This window comes from Rhizobium arsenicireducens (assembly GCF_964021225.1).
Map to the genome: position 1 here is coordinate 2,575,799 of NZ_CAXHYK020000001.1, position 17,331 is coordinate 2,593,129.

General features: G+C 62.7%; 15 protein-coding genes, 1 tRNA gene and 1 pseudogene. 6 read left to right on the forward strand and 11 right to left on the reverse strand.

Translation table 11 applies throughout. The features are described 5' to 3' along the window. The first annotated feature begins 57 nt into the window (after positions 1–57). Together ACWPVA_RS12880 and ACWPVA_RS12885 are read left to right on the forward strand one after the other, a co-directional pair. Positions 58–996: a LysR substrate-binding domain-containing protein gene (locus tag ACWPVA_RS12880; RefSeq protein ID WP_454288070.1), complete on the forward strand. Its 939-nt coding sequence runs from the start codon at positions 58–60 to the stop codon at positions 994–996. Between the two features lie 151 nt (positions 997–1,147). Next, positions 1,148–1,627 (forward strand): hypothetical protein, encoded by a 480-nt coding sequence (locus ACWPVA_RS12885; RefSeq protein ID WP_454288071.1) that lies wholly within the window; start codon positions 1,148–1,150, stop codon positions 1,625–1,627. A gap of 83 nt (positions 1,628–1,710) precedes the next feature. Here the strand turns inward: ACWPVA_RS12885 and adhP are convergent, their stop codons facing one another. The 5 genes from adhP to ACWPVA_RS12910 form a co-directional block, all read right to left on the reverse strand. Further along, the gene (adhP, locus tag ACWPVA_RS12890) at positions 1,711–2,736 is read right to left on the reverse strand and encodes an alcohol dehydrogenase AdhP (protein ID WP_454288072.1); all 1,026 of its coding nucleotides are present in this window, start codon (positions 2,734–2,736) and stop codon (positions 1,711–1,713) included. Between the two features lie 185 nt (positions 2,737–2,921). After that, positions 2,922–3,797: a dienelactone hydrolase family protein gene (locus ACWPVA_RS12895; RefSeq protein WP_454288073.1), complete on the reverse strand. Its 876-nt coding sequence runs from the start codon at positions 3,795–3,797 to the stop codon at positions 2,922–2,924. Between the two features lie 101 nt (positions 3,798–3,898). Further along, the gene (locus ACWPVA_RS12900; protein WP_454288074.1) at positions 3,899–4,459 is read right to left on the reverse strand and encodes a hypothetical protein; all 561 of its coding nucleotides are present in this window, start codon (positions 4,457–4,459) and stop codon (positions 3,899–3,901) included. 27 nt (positions 4,460–4,486) lie between these two features. Continuing rightward, positions 4,487–5,977 (reverse strand): IMP dehydrogenase, encoded by a 1,491-nt coding sequence (guaB, locus tag ACWPVA_RS12905; protein ID WP_454288075.1) that lies wholly within the window; start codon positions 5,975–5,977, stop codon positions 4,487–4,489. Between the two features lie 220 nt (positions 5,978–6,197). Next, positions 6,198–7,181, reverse strand: coding sequence for an MBL fold metallo-hydrolase (locus ACWPVA_RS12910; RefSeq protein ID WP_454288076.1), 984 nt, complete (start codon positions 7,179–7,181; stop codon positions 6,198–6,200). 216 nt (positions 7,182–7,397) lie between these two features. On the opposite strand from ACWPVA_RS12910, the pseudogene ACWPVA_RS12915 reads away from it, so the two are divergent. Next, positions 7,398–8,808: pseudogene (locus ACWPVA_RS12915) on the forward strand (DHA2 family efflux MFS transporter permease subunit). 8 nt (positions 8,809–8,816) lie between these two features. Here ACWPVA_RS12915 and ACWPVA_RS12920 read toward each other — a convergent pair. Then, entirely contained in the window at positions 8,817–9,596 is a 780-nt protein-coding gene (locus ACWPVA_RS12920) for an RlmE family RNA methyltransferase (protein WP_454288077.1), read from the reverse strand. Positions 9,597–9,598: 2 nt separating this feature from the next. Next, on the reverse strand, positions 9,599–11,152 hold the full coding sequence (locus ACWPVA_RS12925; protein ID WP_454288078.1) for a Ppx/GppA phosphatase family protein: 1,554 nt from the start codon (positions 11,150–11,152) through the stop codon (positions 9,599–9,601). A 314-nt stretch (positions 11,153–11,466) separates the two neighbouring features. Between ACWPVA_RS12925 and ACWPVA_RS12930 the strand changes: the two genes are divergently transcribed. The 3 genes from ACWPVA_RS12930 (at position 11,467) to ACWPVA_RS12940 (ending at position 13,306) form a co-directional block, all read left to right on the forward strand. Beyond that, positions 11,467–11,540, forward strand: a tRNA-Gln gene (locus ACWPVA_RS12930). Positions 11,541–11,819: 279 nt separating this feature from the next. Then, positions 11,820–12,041 (forward strand): helix-turn-helix domain-containing protein, encoded by a 222-nt coding sequence (locus ACWPVA_RS12935; RefSeq protein WP_454288079.1) that lies wholly within the window; start codon positions 11,820–11,822, stop codon positions 12,039–12,041. Continuing rightward, positions 12,041–13,306, forward strand: a complete 1,266-nt coding sequence (locus tag ACWPVA_RS12940; protein ID WP_454288080.1) for a HipA domain-containing protein — start codon at positions 12,041–12,043, stop codon at positions 13,304–13,306. The genes ACWPVA_RS12935 and ACWPVA_RS12940 overlap by 1 nt, the downstream gene beginning before the upstream one ends. A gap of 518 nt (positions 13,307–13,824) precedes the next feature. Here ACWPVA_RS12940 and ACWPVA_RS12945 read toward each other — a convergent pair. The 4 genes from ACWPVA_RS12945 to dctP all read right to left on the reverse strand — a co-directional run bounded on the left by ACWPVA_RS12945 (position 13,825) and on the right by dctP (position 17,166). Further along, complete coding sequence (locus tag ACWPVA_RS12945; protein ID WP_454288081.1) at positions 13,825–14,265, reverse strand: type II 3-dehydroquinate dehydratase; 441 nt, start codon at positions 14,263–14,265, stop codon at positions 13,825–13,827. An 11-nt stretch (positions 14,266–14,276) separates the two neighbouring features. Continuing rightward, positions 14,277–15,578 (reverse strand): TRAP transporter large permease, encoded by a 1,302-nt coding sequence (locus ACWPVA_RS12950; protein ID WP_454288082.1) that lies wholly within the window; start codon positions 15,576–15,578, stop codon positions 14,277–14,279. Further along, on the reverse strand, positions 15,575–16,093 hold the full coding sequence (locus tag ACWPVA_RS12955; RefSeq protein ID WP_454288083.1) for a TRAP transporter small permease: 519 nt from the start codon (positions 16,091–16,093) through the stop codon (positions 15,575–15,577). Before ACWPVA_RS12955 ends, ACWPVA_RS12950 begins: the two co-directional genes overlap by 4 nt. 86 nt (positions 16,094–16,179) lie before the next feature. Beyond that, entirely contained in the window at positions 16,180–17,166 is a 987-nt protein-coding gene (dctP, locus tag ACWPVA_RS12960; protein WP_454288084.1) for a TRAP transporter substrate-binding protein DctP, read from the reverse strand. Positions 17,167–17,331 lie beyond the last annotated feature (165 nt).

The following is a 17,331-nucleotide window of genomic DNA, read 5'->3' on the forward strand; positions in this document are numbered from 1 at the left end:
AAAAGCCTCATAATTTCCAATTGTATTTCGTGAGATTTTCGATAGTATTTTCCTATCATGATTAGCATTCGTCAATTGCGCTATTTCGAGGCGCTCGCCACCACCCTGCACTTCGGACGGGCAGCCGAAATTGTCCATGTCAGCCAGCCGGCTCTGTCCGCCCAGATCATGGAAATGGAAAAACATCTCGGCGTGAAACTGCTGGAGCGCACGCGCGCCAGCACGCTTCTGACCGACAAGGGTCATGAGGTGTTGAAGCACGCGCGCACGGTGCTGGCCGCCGTCGATCGGCTGGAGGAAGCGGCGCGACAGTCGTCCGGCACGCTGGAAGGACTGCTGCGGCTCGGCATCATTCCGACGGTTGCGCCCTATCTCGTGCCGAAAGTGGTGCCTTATCTGCGGCGCGCCCATCCCCTGATCGAGATCGAACTGAAGGAGGCCGTGACCGACAGGCTGCTCGGCGACCTGGCTGAGGGACGGCTGGATGCCATCATCGCCGCGATCCCGATCGAGATGGACAGCGTCGTGGCCAAGAGCCTGTTCGTCGATCGCTTCTACATGGCGATGTCGGCCAATGACAGCGACGTCCTGCTCTCCCCCATGACCGAAACGGAAGTCGATCCCGAGCGGTTGCTGCTGTTGGAGGAAGGTCATTGCCTGCGCGACCAGGCACTCTCCGTCTGCAAGGCGGCGAGCAAGCGGAGCCTTATTAACTTCGGCGCCACGTCGATGACCACGCTGCTGCAGATGGTGTCGAACGATATGGGCATGACGCTGATCCCGGAACTGGCCATCGAGACGGAAACGGCGCGCACGCCGATCCGCATCGTGCCCTTCACGGAACCGGCGCCATCGCGCGAGATCGGCCTCGTCTGGCGCCGTTCGAGCCCGCGGCGGGCAGACATGGAAGCTCTGGCCGAGGCGATCATCGCCAGCCGCGGGACAGCGATCGCGACCCGGCCTGCAAATCCGCTGTCCGGCAATCCCCGGTTATAAGAAAATCACGGTCTTCTTAAAACGCGACCGGCACCGATCTGCCCATTTTTGGGCCGAGCACCCAAACGGTCGTCGAAGCGGGCGGGTGTCGTTGCGGCAGCGCCGAAAAGCAGCCTAAGGTCCGGCCTGACAATCAACCTTGGGAGGATACATGCGTTCAGCATCGGGTTCACAGCTGCCTTCCACACGGCTCAGCGCGATCGTCTGCGCCCTTGCCCTCTGCCTCGCCCCCTTTTCGCCGGCTTTTGCCGACGAGGCCGAGGTCGACCAGCAGATCGACAATCTGCTGGGGGATCATGCGACCTTCAAAAGTACAATTCTCGACCTGCAGGAACGCGTCGCCAACGGGGATTCCATCGCCTTTTCCGCCTTCGTCGACTACCCGATCACCGTGACCGTCAACGGTGAACGCCAGACGATACGGTCGGCGGAGGAGTTCGAGCCGCTCTATCACGACATCGTCACGCCGGAGATCGCCGATGTGATCGTCAGCCAGGATTACGGCAACCTGTTCGTCAACGGCGACGGCGTCATGTTCGGCGACGGCGAGGTGTGGATGAACGGCATCTGCCTCGATGATGCCTGTGGTGAGATCGAGGCCCGGATCGTCACCATCCAGGCCGCCGAATAGGCAGAAGTCGCGATGCATTGGAATGACAAAGGGCGGCGCGGATTTCCGCGCCGCCCTTTGTCTCGGTCTGATTTGCCTGTCGATCAGGCGAGATCGAGCACGATGCGGCCGTCGATCTTGCCTTCTTCCATGCGATGGAAGATGTCGTTGATGTTCTCGATCTTGTCCCAGGAGAAGTGCGCGGCGACCTTGCCTTCGCCGGCGAAGACCAGCGATTCCTCTAGATCCTGGCGGGTGCCGACGATCGAGCCGCGCACCGTGATGCGCTTCAACACAGTTTCGAACACCGGCAGCGAGATGAAGCCCGGCGGCAGGCCGACCAGAGCCATCGTGCCCTTGGAGCGCAGGAAGCCATAGGCCTGTTCCATCGCCTTCGGCGAGACCGCGGTGACGAGCGCACCATGCACGCCGCCGGTCGCCTTCTGCACCTGTTCGATGGCGTCCTTGGCCGTGCCGTCGACGACGACATCGGCGCCGAGATCCTTGGCGAGCTTCAGCTTGTCCTCATGGATGTCGGCGGCGACGACGTGCATGCCCATGGCCTTGGCATATTGCACCGCCATGTGGCCCAAGCCGCCGATGCCGGAGATGACCACCCATTCGCCGGGGCGCACTTCGGTTTCCTTGAGGCCCTTGTAGACGGTGACGCCGGCGCACAGCACGGGAGCGGCGGGACCGAATTCGAGGTTGTCCGGCAGGCGGCCGACGAAATCCGGGTCGGCAAGGCCATATTGGGCAAAAGTGCCGTTGACCGAATAGCCGGTGTTCTGCTGGCTGCCGCAGAGCGTTTCCCAGCCGGTGCGGCAAGGCGAGCAGCAGCCGCAGGCGGTGTGCAGCCACGGAACGCCGACACGATCGCCTTCCTTGATGCGGGTGACACCGGCACCGAGCTTGGCGACGTAGCCGACGCCCTCATGGCCAGGAATGAAGGGCGGGCTGGGCTTGACCGGCCAGTCGCCGTTGGCGGCATGCAGGTCGGTATGGCAGACGCCGGTGGCCTCATATTTGACCAGGATCTGGCCCGGACCCGGATCAGGGATCGCCCATTCCTCGATCGTCAACGGCTTGCCGAATTCACGGACGACGGCGGCTTTCATCATTCCAGCCATGCGGATCTCCTCTGCTGGTGTCAAAGACTGCGACCGTCGCAGTTTGTGGACGGCCAGTTTCACGCGCAGAATACACGCGGGAGACGACGCGGAATTGACACGCATCAATTCCAGAAACGCTATGCATGGACAGTCGTCGCACATCTGCGACACCTGACATGCGCCGCCGATGCTGCGTCGCAACGCTAGGCGAGATTTTTCTTCAGAAACGCGACGGTGCGCGACCAAGCGAGATCCGCCGCCGCCTTGTCGTAGCGGGCGGCCGAGGTATCGTTGTTGAAGGCGTGGTTCACGCCATCGTAGACAAAGATCTCGGCGGTCTTGCCGTTCGCCTCCAAGGCTGCCTTGTAGGCGTCGATCCCGGCATTGATGCGCTCGTCGAGGCCGGCATAGTGGAGCATCAACGGCGCCTTGATCTTCGGCACGTCCTCTGCCGGAACCTGGGAGCCGTAATAGGCGACGCCGGCCCCAAGCTCCGGCGAAGCGACCGCCATGCGGTTCACCATGCCACCGCCCCAGCAGAAGCCGATCGCGCCGACCTTGCCGGTGACCTTTTCATGACCGGCCAGAAAGACCCGCGTGGCCTCGCCGTTGGTGACCGCGACGCTCAGGTCGAGGGTCGAGAACATCTCGCGCGCCTGGTCCTCGTTTTCGGGTGTGCCGCCATTGGGCGAGAGGAAGTCGGGCGCCAGCGCGACGAAGCCTTCGAGCGCCATGCGCCGCGCCACGTCGCGGATATGCGGATTAAGGCCGCGGTTCTCATGGATGACGATCACGCCAGGCAGCTTGCCGGCAGCGTCCTTCGGGGCCGCCAGATAGCCTTTCATTTCGCCGCCAGCGCCCGGATAGGTGATATCTTCGGCCGTCAGCCGCGCATCGGTCTCCTCGACCAGGGCCGCCTTGGCGCCGCTAGCCGCCAGCATCGGCGCAATCGCGGCGGCGGCGGCACCGGACCCGGCCAGCAGGCCGAGCTTTTCCATGAAGCCGCGACGGTCGAGTGTCAGGTGGGTGTATTCGTCATAGGCTTTGATCATCGCCTGGGTGATCTTCGGCGTTTCCATAATGACCTCCATTCCGAGACGGGACAGCCGGCGCGTCAGATGCACAGGCAACCGTCAGGAAGAATAGGCCAGCTTGCTGTCCGCGCCACCACACAAGTCCGTTACCCGCCGCGCGTGGCCGGCGTCTTGAAGAGCACCAGCCGTATGACGAGGATGACGGAAACGGCGAGGAACATCAGCTTCACGCGCGAAACCCAGGGAAGAAGATCGGGAAGGAGTGCCGAGAGGCCAGGGCCGGGCGTGGCCGGCGGGAAGTAGAGAAGAAAGCTCGCGTTCTCGACGTAGTCGGCGATCCCATAGGCGAGCGGCAACAGGCAGAGCAGCCGGGCATGGCGCGCCTCGAGCCGGCGGCCATAGAGCACGGCGCCGGGGGCAAAACCGCGCATGAGCAGGCAGAGAGAAAGCGTGAGGGTGAGCGGCAGGACAAGGTCCGGGCCAAGATACATCAATTGCAGCAAGTCGCGCGCATCGCCCCTCGACGGATCGGCAAGCGCATATTGCAGACCAAGGACTGCATCGCTGTCGTAGCCGGACAGCCGGGCGTCGAGGAAGCCCCCTGCCCCGCTCAAGCGCTGGAATTCCGGATCAAGCCCGAAGAACATCCAGGCCAGAAGGGCGCCCGAGAGGGCGAGCAACAGCAGGATCACCTTGTTCGTACCCATATGCCGCTCCCCTGCATCGGTTGATCCTCACGCACCGCCCGGATAGTTCGGGCTTTCGCGGGTGATGGTCACGCCATGCGGATGGCTTTCGCGCAGGCCCGCCCCGGAGATGCGCACGAAGGTCGCCTTTTCCTGGAAATCCTTGATGTCCTTGCCGCCGACATAACCCATGGCAGCCTTGAGGCCGCCGGCGAGCTGATGCAGCACGGCAGAGACCGGGCCCTTGTAGGGAACCTGGCCTTCGATGCCTTCCGGAACGAGCTTCAGGGTGTCGCGCACTTCCGCCTGGAAGTATCGGTCGGCCGAACCGCGGGCCATGGCGCCCACCGAGCCCATGCCGCGATAGGCCTTGAAGGAACGGCCCTGGTAGAGATAGACCTCGCCCGGGCTTTCATCGGTACCGGCGAGCAGCGACCCGACCATGACGGCCGATGCGCCGGCGGCAATTGCCTTCGCCACGTCGCCGGAGAATTTCAGGCCGCCATCGGCGATGACCGGGATGCCGTGCTTGTTGGCTTCCTCGACGGCGGCCATGACGGCTGCGAGCTGCGGAACGCCGACGCCGGCGACGATACGGGTGGTGCAGATGGAGCCCGGGCCGATGCCGACCTTGACGCAGTCCGCACCGGCGTCGATCAGGGCGCGGGTGCCTTCACCGGTTGCGACATTGCCGGCGATGATGCGAACGAGATTCGACATCTTCTTCACCTCGGCCACAGCATCGAGAACCTTCTGGCTATGGCCGTGGGCGGTGTCCACGACGATGACGTCGACGCCGGCCTCGATCAAGCGTTCGGCCCGTTCGCGGCCGTCGTCGCCGGTCGAGATTGCGGCAGCGACCCGCAGGCGCCCCTGCGCATCCTTGGCGGCATGCGGATTGAGCTGCGACTTCTCGATGTCCTTGACGGTGATCAGGCCGACGCAGCGGCCTTCGTTGTCGACGACGACAAGCTTTTCGATGCGGTGCGAGTGCAGCAGGCGCTTGGCTTCCTGCTGGTCGACGCCGTCCTTGACCGTGATCAGGTTCTCGCGGGTCATCAGTTCGTAGATCTTCTGGCCCGGATCGGAGGCAAAACGGACGTCGCGGTTGGTCAGAATGCCGACGAGGCGACCCGGGCGGCTGGCGCCCTCGACCACCGGAATGCCGGAAATGCCATGGGCGCTCATCAGGGCCTTGGCCTCGGCGAGCGTCGCTTCCGGGCCGATGGTCACCGGATTGACGACCATGCCGCTCTCGAACTTCTTGACCTGACGGACTTCCTCGGCCTGCTCGATGGGGGTCAGGTTCCGATGAATGACGCCCATGCCGCCGGACTGCGCCATGGCGATGGCCAGGCGGCTTTCGGTGACCGTGTCCATGGCGGACGACAGGATCGGCAGCGAAAGGTCGATGTCCTTGGCGATGCGGGTGGAAATATTCGTCTGACCCGGCATGATTTCCGAGTGCCCCGGCTGAAGCAGAACATCGTCAAAGGTGAGCGCTTCCGCGCCGGTTGCCGAGATTACAATCCGTGCCATTGCCAATTCCTTCAGTTGAATAGGCAGAATCCGCCGGCAAAAAGGAAATTTTTCCCCGGGCGCTCCTGCATGAAATGCTTGGAAGTTGGCGAGGGCAGGTAACACGTTCATGACGGGAAGGGAATAGAAAAACGACGAGGACCGGTCTGGATCCCGCTCCTTGGCAGAATGCAGGGCCTCGAGGATGGCTCCTCCCCGTTCGAGAGGAGCCAGATCCCGATCAGATGTCGAACTGATAGCTCTTCGGCACGTAGCGATAGCCGGTATCGAGTTTCTCGACATAGCCGACGGCGGGGAAAGGCATGTGATAGCCGATGAAGGCCAGCTTGTCGGTGGCGATCATGTCGAACACCCGCTTGCGGGTTTCAGCCGCCGCCGCCTTGTCCATGTCGAACCTCACCTCCCAGTCCGGCCGCTGCAAGGACAGCACGAAATGGTTCGCCGTGTCGGCGGCGAGCACCAGCTGGCGACCTTCCGATTCCAGGCGATAAATCATGTGGCCGGGCGAATGGCCGAAGGCGGCCATGCCGGTGATGCCGCTCACCACGTCCCCGCCGTCGGCGATGAATGTCATCTTCTCTGCCAACGGCTTGACATTGGCGAGCACGCCCTTGTGGCCACCCTCGGCCGGGGTGCCGGCGCGGGCCGGATCGACCCAGAAATCATACTCCGCCTGGCCGGCGACATAGCGGGCATTCGGGAAGGCCGGCTCGCCGCCTTCCATCAGGCCGCCGATATGATCGCCATGCATGTGGGTGATGACGACGATCGTCACGTCCTCGCGCTTGTAGCCGGCGGCCGTCAGGCCTTCGACGAGCCGGCCGAGGCCATTGGCGCGCCCGCCTTCACCAAGACCGGTGTCGAACAGGATGACGTCGGAGCCGGTATTGACCAGTACCGGGGCAAAACTGTTGACGAAATTGTCTGCCGGCAGGAAGTTCGCCTGCAAGAGATCGCCGACGGTTTCCGGCGTCTGGTCCGTGCCGAAGATTTCCTGCGGCTGGCCGGAAGCGCGCGCGCCGTCCTTGACCACCACGACCTCGAAACTGCCGAGCTTGAAACGATGCGTTTCCGGCGGCATGGCATGGTCGATGCTCATCGCCGTATCGGCGCCTTGCGCGAAGGCCGCCCTTGTCATCAGCGATGGCGCCGCCAGCGCGAGGCCCGCGCCGCCCAGAAGTACCCGTCTGTTGATCCCGATCATCCTTATCTCCTCTTGTCCTGCCCGCTGCATCCGCGCCGTCGCGAATATCCGAGGGTGGAGATAGACGCAGCAAACGCCAGGGAAAGACCTTTCACCAAGACGTGATCTATGAAACGCAATGCCGCCAACGGCATTGGCAGGCGGCGGGCGAACCGCTAAACCAGCGCCGCAACCGCCGTGCCCGTTCGCCCATATCGGCCAGTAAGACGAAGCTCGATGAACCGCATCACGCCCCTCATCCTCGCCGTGGCCCTGTTCATGGAACAGATGGATTCCACCGTGATCGCCACTGCCCTGCCGGCCATCGCCGGCGATCTTGGCGTCGAGCCGATCACGCTGAAGCTGGCGCTCACCTCCTACATGGTGGCGCTGGCCATCTTCATTCCGGTGAGCGGCTGGATGGCCGACCGTTTCGGGGCCAAGAAAGTCTTCCGCATCGCCATTCTCGTCTTCGTCGCTGGCTCTATCCTCTGCGCGATCTCCGGCTCGCTCGCAGCCTTCGTCGCCGCGCGCTTCCTGCAGGGGATGGGCGGAGCGATGATGACCCCGGTCGGGCGCCTTGTGCTGCTGCGCACCACCAAGCGCAGCGAACTCGTCTCAGCCATGGCACTGCTGACCATCCCGGCTCTCGTCGGCCCGCTCACCGGCCCGCCGGTCGGCGGCTTCATCACCACTTATTTTTCGTGGCACTGGATCTTCCTGATCAACGTGCCGATCGGCTTTCTCGGCGTATGGCTCGCGACGATCTACCTTCCTCATGTGCCGCCGATCAAAACCCCGCCGATCGACATCAAGGGGTTCCTCTACACCGCAATCGCCGCCTCCGGCGTTGTGTTCGGCCTGTCGGTCATGAGCCTGCCGGCCCTTCCGATCGGGATTGGCTTGGGCGCGACCGTCGCCGGTCTGCTGGCCGCCGCCCTCTATCTGCGCCACGCACGGCGACACCCTGCCCCGCTGCTCGATCTCGGCCTCTTTCGTGATGTCGCCTTCCGCACCTCGGCGCTCAGCGGCTCGATCTTCCGCATCGCCGCCGGTGCCATTCCCTTCCTGATGCCGCTGATGTTGCAGCTCGGCTTCGGTATGACACCCTTCGGTTCCGGTCTTGTCACCTTCATTGGCGCGATCGGCGCTATCACCACCAAGGTGCTTGCCCGCCGGGTTTTTGCCGCAGCCGGCTTCCGCAGCGTCCTGATCATCGCGGCCATCACGGGCGCCGCGACCACCGCGGCAAATGCCTTCTTCACGCCGGCGTCACCCATTGTCGTGATCATGGGCTTCCTGCTGGCCGCCGGCTTCTGCCGGTCGTTCTTCTTCACCGGCATCAATTCTCTTGCTTATGCCGAGATTGACGACAATCAGGCGAGCCAGGCAACCTCGATGAGTTCGGTTCTGCAGCAGATCAGCCTGGCGCTCGGCGTGGCAGTCGCTGCCGCCATCCTCGAGTTCGAGCACGGCCTTTCACGGCCGGGCGCTGTCGCTTGGCGATTTCCACCTCGCCTTCGCGGTGGTGGCGGGGCTTTCGCTGCTTGCCGTGATCCCGTTCCTCGGCCTGGCACGCGATGCCGGTTCGGCCGTTTCTGGCCATGGCCGGTACTCCGAGATCAAGGAGAACATCCCGGTTAAGTAAGGCGCGGGCTACTCTTGCGCAGCCTCCCGCTCATCTTGAATCTCGGCATCTTGCGCCAAGGCATCGTCCGCCCCGGCCTCTCCCGCCTCGACCGGCTTGCGGCCCTTGAAGCCCTTGGCCAGCAGAAACATTTCGACCGATTCGGCGCGCGACGAGGCAGGCTTGATATGCACCACCTGACGAAAGTTCCGCTTCAACAGATTGAGCAGGTCCCGTTCCGTGCCGCCCTGGAAGGTCTTGGCGAGGAAATGGCCGCCCTCGGCCAGAACCTCGATGGCGAAATGGGCGGCCACCTCGCACAGATGCATGGTGCGAATATGGTCGGTCTTCTGGTGCCCGGTGGTCGGAGCCGCCATGTCGGAAATCACCACGTCCGGCGTGCCGCCGACCGCTTCGATCAGCAGACGCGGCGCCTCGGGATCAAGGAAGTCGAGCTGCAGGATCTTGACCCCCGGCAGCTGCGTCATCTCGAGGAAGTCGATCGCCGCGACACGGATGTCGTCGTCGGTCGAGCCGGTGACATTGGCGGCGATCTGCGACCAACTGCCCGGGGCTGCGCCCAGGTCGATGATGCGCCTGGCACCCTTGAGGATCTGGTGCTTCTCGTCGATTTCCAGCAGCTTGAAGGCAGCGCGCGCACGGTAACCCTCCAGCTTTGCCCGCTGAACGTAAGGGTCGTTGATGTGGCGCTCGATCCAGCGTCGGGACGAGGCTTTGAGCTTACCCTTCTTGACCTTCTGGCCAAGCTTGCGCCCGGTGCGATTGCCTCCGATCGGTGGCTTGGTCATGGTCAGCGCTCCCTGTCGTGCGACGGGCGGCGGCGATTGCGTCGCCAGACCCCGTCGTCGGCCATCATGTCGGTCAATAGTCCCTCGCGCAGCCCGCGATCGGCGACGCGCATGCGGTTGGATGGCCAGCGGCGGCGGATCGCCTCGAGAATAGCGCAGCCGGCCAGCACCAGGTCGGCACGATCCGGCCCGATGCAAGGATTGGCGGCGCGCCCGTCAAAGTCCCAGGAGAGGAGCTTCGCCTGCATGGCGGACACCTCGTCATCCGACAGCCAGAGGCCGTCGACCTTGCGTCGGTCGTAGCGCGGCAGATCGAGATGGACGCCGGCCAACGTCGTCACGGTGCCGGACGTGCCGATCAGATGGAAATCTTCCGGCGGACGTCCGTTCAGGTCCGACAGCGGGGGGCAGTCGAAGCGGGCCAGCATGGCCTCGACTTCCTGCGTCATCGCCTCGAAGATTTCTGGCGTCACATGCTGGCCACCATGGCGTTCCGACAGCGTAACGACGCCGACCGGCAGAGAGGTCCAGTGGGTAATGTGATTGGCAAGCCGGCTCGAACGGTTCTCGCCGATCGAGATCACGGCGATCTCGGACGAACCGCCGCCGATGTCGAACAACACGACGGAACGGGCGTCCCGCCCGACCAGCGACGAACAGCCGGACACGGCGAGCCGGGCCTCGGTCTCCCGGTTGATGATCTCCAGTTCAAGCCCGGTCTCGACCAGAACGCGCGAGAGGAATTCCTCGCCGTTTTCGGCCGAGCGACAGGCTTCGGTGGCGATCAGCCGCATGCGGCGGATGTCGCGGCCGGAGAGTTTGGCGGCACAGACCTTGAGCGCCTCGACGGCGCGGTCCATGGCCTCAGCCGAGAGGCGGCCCTGCGTGCCGAGCCCTTCCCCGAGCCTTACGATGCGCGAGAAAGCGTCGACGACACGGAACTGACCGGGACGGGTTGGCTGGGCGACCAGCAGGCGGCAATTGTTTGTGCCGAGGTCGAGCGCGGCATAAAGATCGTCCGGCCAGGGTTCGGCGCCTGGCTGGCGGAAACGCTCGCTCCCGCTTGCCCCCCTGCGGGCACCCTGCGCATGATGGTTATTGTGGCTGGAAGGCGCCGCCGGAGGTGCGGCCGCAGATTTCGCCGCCTGAGCCGGAGCGGCTGGCGCCAGCGGCCGTCCCTGCGGACCGCGTCCACCGCGATTGCGCCGGCGCTTTTTGCCGGGCTTGGCATCGCCGGACGAAGCGGCAGGACCGGTGGCGGCCAACGGAGGGGCATGGTCTGGTGCAGAAGGGGCCAGAACAGCAGACGTTCCTTGCATTGAACGACCGCGACGCCGCCGCTTTCGCTTGCGGGCCGGGCCTTCGGGCTCGTCGATATCGGGACGCCGCGGCACGGGCGGCTCGATCGCCGCCACATCCAAAGCCGAACCGGCGACGCCCGAATGCTTCGGAACGCCCTTTCTGGCCTTGCCGCGCCGGCGGGAACCTCCGCCTTTGCGCTTACCCGTCGACGCCCCCTCGCTTGACGGCTTGGAGCCGCGATCGGGGTCTGTCACTGAACTTTTCCGTTGCACCGCGCAAGGCCCGACAAGGGCATGCCGCTGGCGCCATGTTCGATTTTCGTTGAAGAAATAATATCAGTGCCCGGCATTTTAGCCAAACTGTTTTTCGATGGCAGCGAAAGGGCAAGCCGCATCTCCCCCGACCTCCTGCCGCGATTGCCCCCACTCGACCCAAGCGGGTCACGCCGTCGGCCCGAAGGGGCGTTCAACGCCTCGCTATTTTTTTTCGAAACAGGTATTTGCAAGTGCCCGGCTTTTGTTTATAAGCCCGCCTCACCGACGGGTCGCGCACTCACGTGATCCACTGCTGGGGAATAGTTCAACGGTAGAACGACGGACTCTGACTCCGTTAATCTTGGTTCGAATCCAGGTTCCCCAGCCAATTCCACTTTATCAATCGTATCAAAATGTTAGCCGTTTGCGAGATATCGCAACCGGAACAGTTTTCCGGCGCATTTCTTCCCCATGTGCGGGCCGCTTGGAGCTGTACCGCCTCAAGGAGCGCGGCCGGCTGACACACCGAAGACGAGGCCCCATCGAATATTCCCGATCGGGACGAATCGGGTAGACATTGGGCGCTGCCTCATCATATCGTCCCGATCGGTTCTTTTTCGTGCAATTGCTCCCAAGACGTGCTTAGATCATCCCGAAAGGGACGAAAATGAACATCGTGAACGACAGCGTCGACCTGGGACGATTGATCCGCACGGAACGCAAGCGCCAGCATTTGACGCAGGAGCAGCTCGCAGCACTGGCGGGTGTTGGCGTGCGGTTCGTGCGCGAGCTGGAGGGTGGCAAGGAGAGCTGCCGCGTCGGCTTGGCTTTCATGGTGATGCAGACACTTGGTCTCTCGGTGTCAGTAGCCGGTCGAGGTGCCAGCTGATGAGCCGGGCCCTCGACGTCTACCTGCATGACCAAAAGGCCGGGGTGCTGGAGCAGGCCGACGACGCTCGCCTGGCCTTCACCTACGACAGCGACTATCTCGCTGGTGATGGCCTACCGATTTCCATCTCGATGCCGACACGTGAGGAGGCCTATGACGATCCGATCGCCCGCCCCTATTTCTCAGGCTTGCTGCCGGATGAAAGGGCCCGTCGCAGGCTGGCATCAGCACTGGGCGTGTCGCATGAAAACGCCTTCGGCCTTCTGGAAATCATCGGTGGAGAGTGTGCCGGCGCGCTTTCGCTGATCAGACAGGGGCAATCCCTTCCAGATCCGTCTGTTGGCAGTCCTGAGCCGCTCGACGGCCGGCGCCTCGCAGAACTCATTGCCCTCCTTCGTGAGCGACCTTTGCTCGGTGGCGAGCAAGGCGTGCGCCTCTCCCTTGCCGGCGCTCAGGATAAGCTTGCCGTATGCGTGGTCGACGGCGAGATTACCCTTCCCCGAGATGGCCGCCCGACGACGCACATCCTGAAGCCTTTCATCGAGGGGCTTGAGGGGACCGTCGAGAACGAAGTCTTCTGCATGATGCTGGCCCGCCGTGTCGGGCTTGAAGCACCGGCCGTAGCCAAGGGTGGAGCGGGCAAGACCGACTTCTTCCTGATCGAGCGCTACGATCGCATTACCGACAGCAACGGACAAATCAGCAAGCTCCACCAGGAGGATTTCTGCCAGGCGCTCAGCGTGCCCCCGGAGCTGAAATATGAGGAGGAGGGTGGTCCCGGCGTCGCCCGATCACTGGAGCTCATACAAAGCGCCACCCAGCGTCCTGCTGCCGAACGGTTGCGCTTCCAGCGCATGCTGATCTTCCACTACCTGGTGGGCAACGCCGACGCGCACGCCAAGAACTACGCCCTGCTCTACGGCCACAGGTCACCGGATCTCGCGCCGCTCTATGACGTTGTCTGCACGGCCGCATACCCACGTCTCTCGCAGAGCTTGGCGATGAAGATCGGTGGAAGGTCCATCCCGGACACCATTCATCTCGAGCACTGGCACGCTCTCGTTCCCTCGACACAGGCGGCGCGTCGATTGCTTGCCGCGGAACTTGCGAGGATGGCAAGCACCATAGAAGCGGAAGCGGATCAGTTGCTCGAAGAGCTTCGCGAACGGGACATCTGGCATCCCATCCTGAGGACCGTCCGTAAGATCATTGGAACACGCGCAGCATTGATCCTGCGGGTGCTCGAAAAGGCGGCAGGCCAATAGCGCCGTTCCTTCGTCGGTTACGGGGTGAAGGGGAAGGGCCGGGTTCGAGAATTCGCATGACGAGTCCACTAAGCACTTCCCCAGCGCGGCCATGGAAGGCGACCAGCTTCACCTGGCGAAGGGGAACGGCAGCGTTCCTAGGGATCGGTCGGGTGATCGGCGCCCACAGAGGAACACTGCTGCCGCGTATTGGAAATGCGGTAGCCCACAGTTTCCGTGAAGCAAGGAGAGACTGCGACTAGAACGCTTCCCCTCCCCCTTGGACGGCACCTGAGCGATGCTCGCGCCGTCGGCGCCGATCAGCGCCGATCAGCGCCGACGGCGGAGCCTCTTGAAGCGAGAAGTGCCAACGCCATCACCAGGATTATCAAGCCAATGGACGTGCTCAGCATTTCATCGCATGCCGCCAGCGCTGCTGGCCTAGTTCAAGCGCTGTCAGTCCGCCATGGTCGCGGCCGGACGCGTTCTGGCCGCCTCACCAAATTTAGCTCCGAAACGGAGATAATTGCCGCTAGCGCTTAGCGCATCTGTCTATCGATCAACGTCTCCAGAGCCTGCACCGCCAGCGGATAGCCCTGAGCGCCCAGTCCGGCCATGACCGTTGTTGCCGTCATGGAAACGTAAGAGCGGTGATAGATCGACTCGCGCCTGTGCACGTTGCTGATGTGGAACTCGATGATGGGTCCCTTGAACATCTTGAGGGCATCGAGAAGGGCCAGAGAGGTGAAGGTGAAGGCGGCCGGATTGATGATGATGCCGGCACCTTCGTCGATCGCTTCGTGGACCCAGTCGATCAGCTTTTCCTCGCTGTTGGTCTGGCGGAATTCCACCGGGCGCTCGCCGGCAGCGTCGCGGCACAAAGCCTCCACTTCCGCGAGCGTCGTGGTCCCGTAGATCTCCGGTTCGCGCTTGCCCAGCCGGTTGAGGTTGGGTCCGTTCAGAATGTAGATCGGCTTCATGATCTCTCCCATCAGCCTTGGTATCCGAGAAGCCGCGGCAGCCAAAGAACGCTGTCCGGCACGAAGGTGATGAAGGCGAGGCACAGCACCATCCAGAATAGGAAGGGTGCGGCATCGACGATGATGCCCTTGATCGGCGCTCCGGAGATCTTCGCCACGATGAACAGCAGCAGCCCGTAGGGCGGCGTCACCAAACCCAGCATGATGTTGACGACGACGACTACGCCGAAGTGGACGAGGTCGATGCCGAGTGCCTGGGCCGCCGGGATGAAGACCGGCACGATGATCAGCAGAATGGCCGTGCCTTCCAAGATACAGCCAAGGATCAACAGGATGATGTTCACGAGGATCAGGAAGCCGGTCGGGCTCAGGTCCCAGGCCGTCAGCATGACGCGGATGCTGTCTGGGATATTCTCGATCGTGATGACGTAGTTGAAGACCAGGGCGCCGGCGATCAGCATGCCGATGGATGCCGTCGACTTGGCACTGGCGGCAAGCGACCCGTAGAAATCCCGGACGCTGATGCTGCGGTAGAGAAAGATCGAAATGATTAGCGCATAGGCTGCCGCGATGGCGGCCGCTTCAGTCGGCGTCGTTATGCCCGAATAGATGCAGCCCAGCAGCACGACCGGCATCATCAGGGCGGGGAAGGCCCGTAGCGTGATGCGCGGGATCTCACGCATCGGCACCGGCTCTTCCACCGGGAAGTTCCGGCGCCGGGCCGTGATCACCACCTGCACCATCTGCATTCCGGCCATCAGGAGGCCTGGCACCATGCCTGCGAGGAAGAGGTAGCCGATCGAAGCATCGGACACGAGCGAATAGAGGATCATCGGGATCGACGGCGGGATGATCGGCCCGACCACGGCAGTCACTGCAGTCAAGGCGGCCGCAAAACTCGGCGTATAGCGTCCCTCCCGCGTCATCATGGTCTGCATCATCTTGCCGCTGCCGGCCGCATCGGCGATGGCCGAACCGGACATGCCGGCGAAGATGATGCTCTGCACGATGTTGACCTGGGCGAGGCCACCGCGGAAGCGGCCGACGAGGACGTTGCAGAAATTCAGGAGGCGTTCGGTCATCGAGCCGACGTTCATGAATTCGGCAGCAAGGATGAAGAGCGGCACCGCCAGGATGACGTAGTTGGAATACATGCCGTTCAGAAACTGCTCGGCGACGATCCCCATGTCCGCCCCGACGAGCAGAAGGTAGAGGATCGAGCCGCTGATCATCGACAGGCCGATCGGCAGGCCGAGGAAGGCAAGGACGGTGATGACGATGAGGGTGATGGAGAAGGGACTTGCGAAATTCATACGCCCGAGCCTGCCTTGGTTGGATCGAAGATGTCCGGCGCATTCCCTCGGACGGCTTGGAAAGCAAGCCACAGGTAGCGGATGATCGTGGCGACCGCGAAGATGACGTAGATGGAGTAGAGGTAATCGAAGCGGATCTTCAGATAGGCCGTGCTTTCCACCTTCATGAAGGTGACGTAGTCGATCACGGCCGGCAGCGAGATGCCGAACAGGAAGATCAGGGCCGCTGCGCAGATGATCTGCATGATGCGGCGGCTGTTGTCGCTGGCACCGCCCCAGATCAGGTCGAAGCGGATTTCGTCCACCTCGCGCACGACGAATGCCGATCCGAAGAGCACGATCCAGATCCAAAGCGCCACGCTGACCTCATGGGTCCAGCCGATCGACATGTTCAGCGCATAGCGAAAGACAATCTGCAGGATGAAGACGATGAACATCGTCAGCAGCATCAGGCACAGGAGGTTTTCCGAGCGCCGTCGCAGCCATCCGCCGATGGCCATCAGTCTTTGAGGCATGTCCATTTCTCCAGGAGGCAGCGAGGCGGATCTGAAGATCCCGCCTCACCGCTCTTTACAGTCCACGAGCGATAGTGGCTGCGGCTTTAGAGAGCCGCCACTTTCTCCAGGATACCTTCAGGCCAGGACTTCGCCAGATCGGAGTTCAGGTACTTCTCCTGGGCGAACTTGCGGAAGGCTTCCAGGTCGGGCTCGTAGATGTCGAGGCCGGCGGCACGGAACTCCTCGAGCAGGGCCTTTTCCTGTGCGACATGCTTGTCTTCGCTGAACTTCATGGCCTTGTCGGCTGCCGCCTGGAAGGCCTGCTGCTGTTCCGGCGTCATCGCGGTCCAGGCCTCTTTGGAGATGACGAGAAGGTCATATCCGATCAGGTGGGATGTCAGGGCGATCTGCGACATGACCTCGTAGAACTTCATGTTCTTGACGTTTGGCAGCGGATTGTCCTGGCCGTCGATCGCTCCTGTCTGAAGCGCGGTATAGACTTCCGCATAGGCGACCGGCACCGGATTGGCGCCCAGAGCTTCGCCGAGGAACTGCCAGGCGTCACCACCCGGCATGCGCAGCTTGATCCCGGCCATATCCTGAGGCGTCATGATCTTCTTTTCCGACTTCAGTCCCACCTGCCGGGCACCGAAATAGGTCGGACCGAGGATGTGGACGCCGAGCTGGTCTTCAGCCATCTTCTTGAATTCGGCACCGACGTCGCTGTTGAAGAAGGCGCTCAGATGGGCGGCGTCCCGGAACAGGTAAGCCGAGGTCAGCACCGACCATTCCGGGATCTGCTTGGAAATGTCCTGGGGGGCGATATTGCCCATCTGCAGGTTGCCGCGCTGGATGGCGACGAACTCCGTTCCCTGCTTGAAGAGATTGCCGCCGTAGTAAGGCTCAAGAGTGAAAGCATCCTTGATGTCGTCGGCCAGCATCTTGGTCATCTCGGCGCGGATGTCCTGCTCCGAGAACACGGCCGAGAACTTGAGCGTCGGCTTGTCTTGGGCGAACGCCGGAACGTTAAATGCGGCTACAGCCAGCATGGTTGCACCGATGAGATAACGGCGTGTGAGATTGAAGTTCATGTTTTCTCCTCCTGTTGTTTCTGCATCATCCGTTGATCGGATAACGTCCTCCAGATCAATGGCCATTCCTCCGGACCAAGACTGTCGTCAGAATGTACGGAATGGTTCGTTTAGTCAATTGGCCATCAGCCTTCCCGCCTGCTGCGGCATTGATCCCTTTGCATG

Coding starts and splice junctions, on each gene's coding strand:
- ACWPVA_RS12885 (WP_454288071.1), top strand. CDS start 1,148: ATGCGTTCAGCATCGGGTTCACAGCTGCCTTCCACACGGCTCAGCGCG.
- ACWPVA_RS12910 (WP_454288076.1), bottom strand. CDS start 7,181: ATGATCGGGATCAACAGACGGGTACTTCTGGGCGGCGCGGGCCTCGCG.
- ACWPVA_RS12955 (WP_454288083.1), bottom strand. CDS start 16,093: ATGCCTCAAAGACTGATGGCCATCGGCGGATGGCTGCGACGGCGCTCG.
- guaB (WP_454288075.1), bottom strand. CDS start 5,977: ATGGCACGGATTGTAATCTCGGCAACCGGCGCGGAAGCGCTCACCTTT.
- ACWPVA_RS12895 (WP_454288073.1), bottom strand. CDS start 3,797: ATGGAAACGCCGAAGATCACCCAGGCGATGATCAAAGCCTATGACGAA.
- dctP (WP_454288084.1), bottom strand. CDS start 17,166: ATGAACTTCAATCTCACACGCCGTTATCTCATCGGTGCAACCATGCTG.
- ACWPVA_RS12950 (WP_454288082.1), bottom strand. CDS start 15,578: ATGAATTTCGCAAGTCCCTTCTCCATCACCCTCATCGTCATCACCGTC.
- adhP (WP_454288072.1), bottom strand. CDS start 2,736: ATGGCTGGAATGATGAAAGCCGCCGTCGTCCGTGAATTCGGCAAGCCG.
- ACWPVA_RS12920 (WP_454288077.1), bottom strand. CDS start 9,596: ATGACCAAGCCACCGATCGGAGGCAATCGCACCGGGCGCAAGCTTGGC.
- ACWPVA_RS12900 (WP_454288074.1), bottom strand. CDS start 4,459: ATGGGTACGAACAAGGTGATCCTGCTGTTGCTCGCCCTCTCGGGCGCC.
- ACWPVA_RS12935 (WP_454288079.1), top strand. CDS start 11,820: ATGAACATCGTGAACGACAGCGTCGACCTGGGACGATTGATCCGCACG.
- ACWPVA_RS12940 (WP_454288080.1), top strand. CDS start 12,041: ATGAGCCGGGCCCTCGACGTCTACCTGCATGACCAAAAGGCCGGGGTG.
- ACWPVA_RS12880 (WP_454288070.1), top strand. CDS start 58: ATGATTAGCATTCGTCAATTGCGCTATTTCGAGGCGCTCGCCACCACC.
- ACWPVA_RS12945 (WP_454288081.1), bottom strand. CDS start 14,265: ATGAAGCCGATCTACATTCTGAACGGACCCAACCTCAACCGGCTGGGC.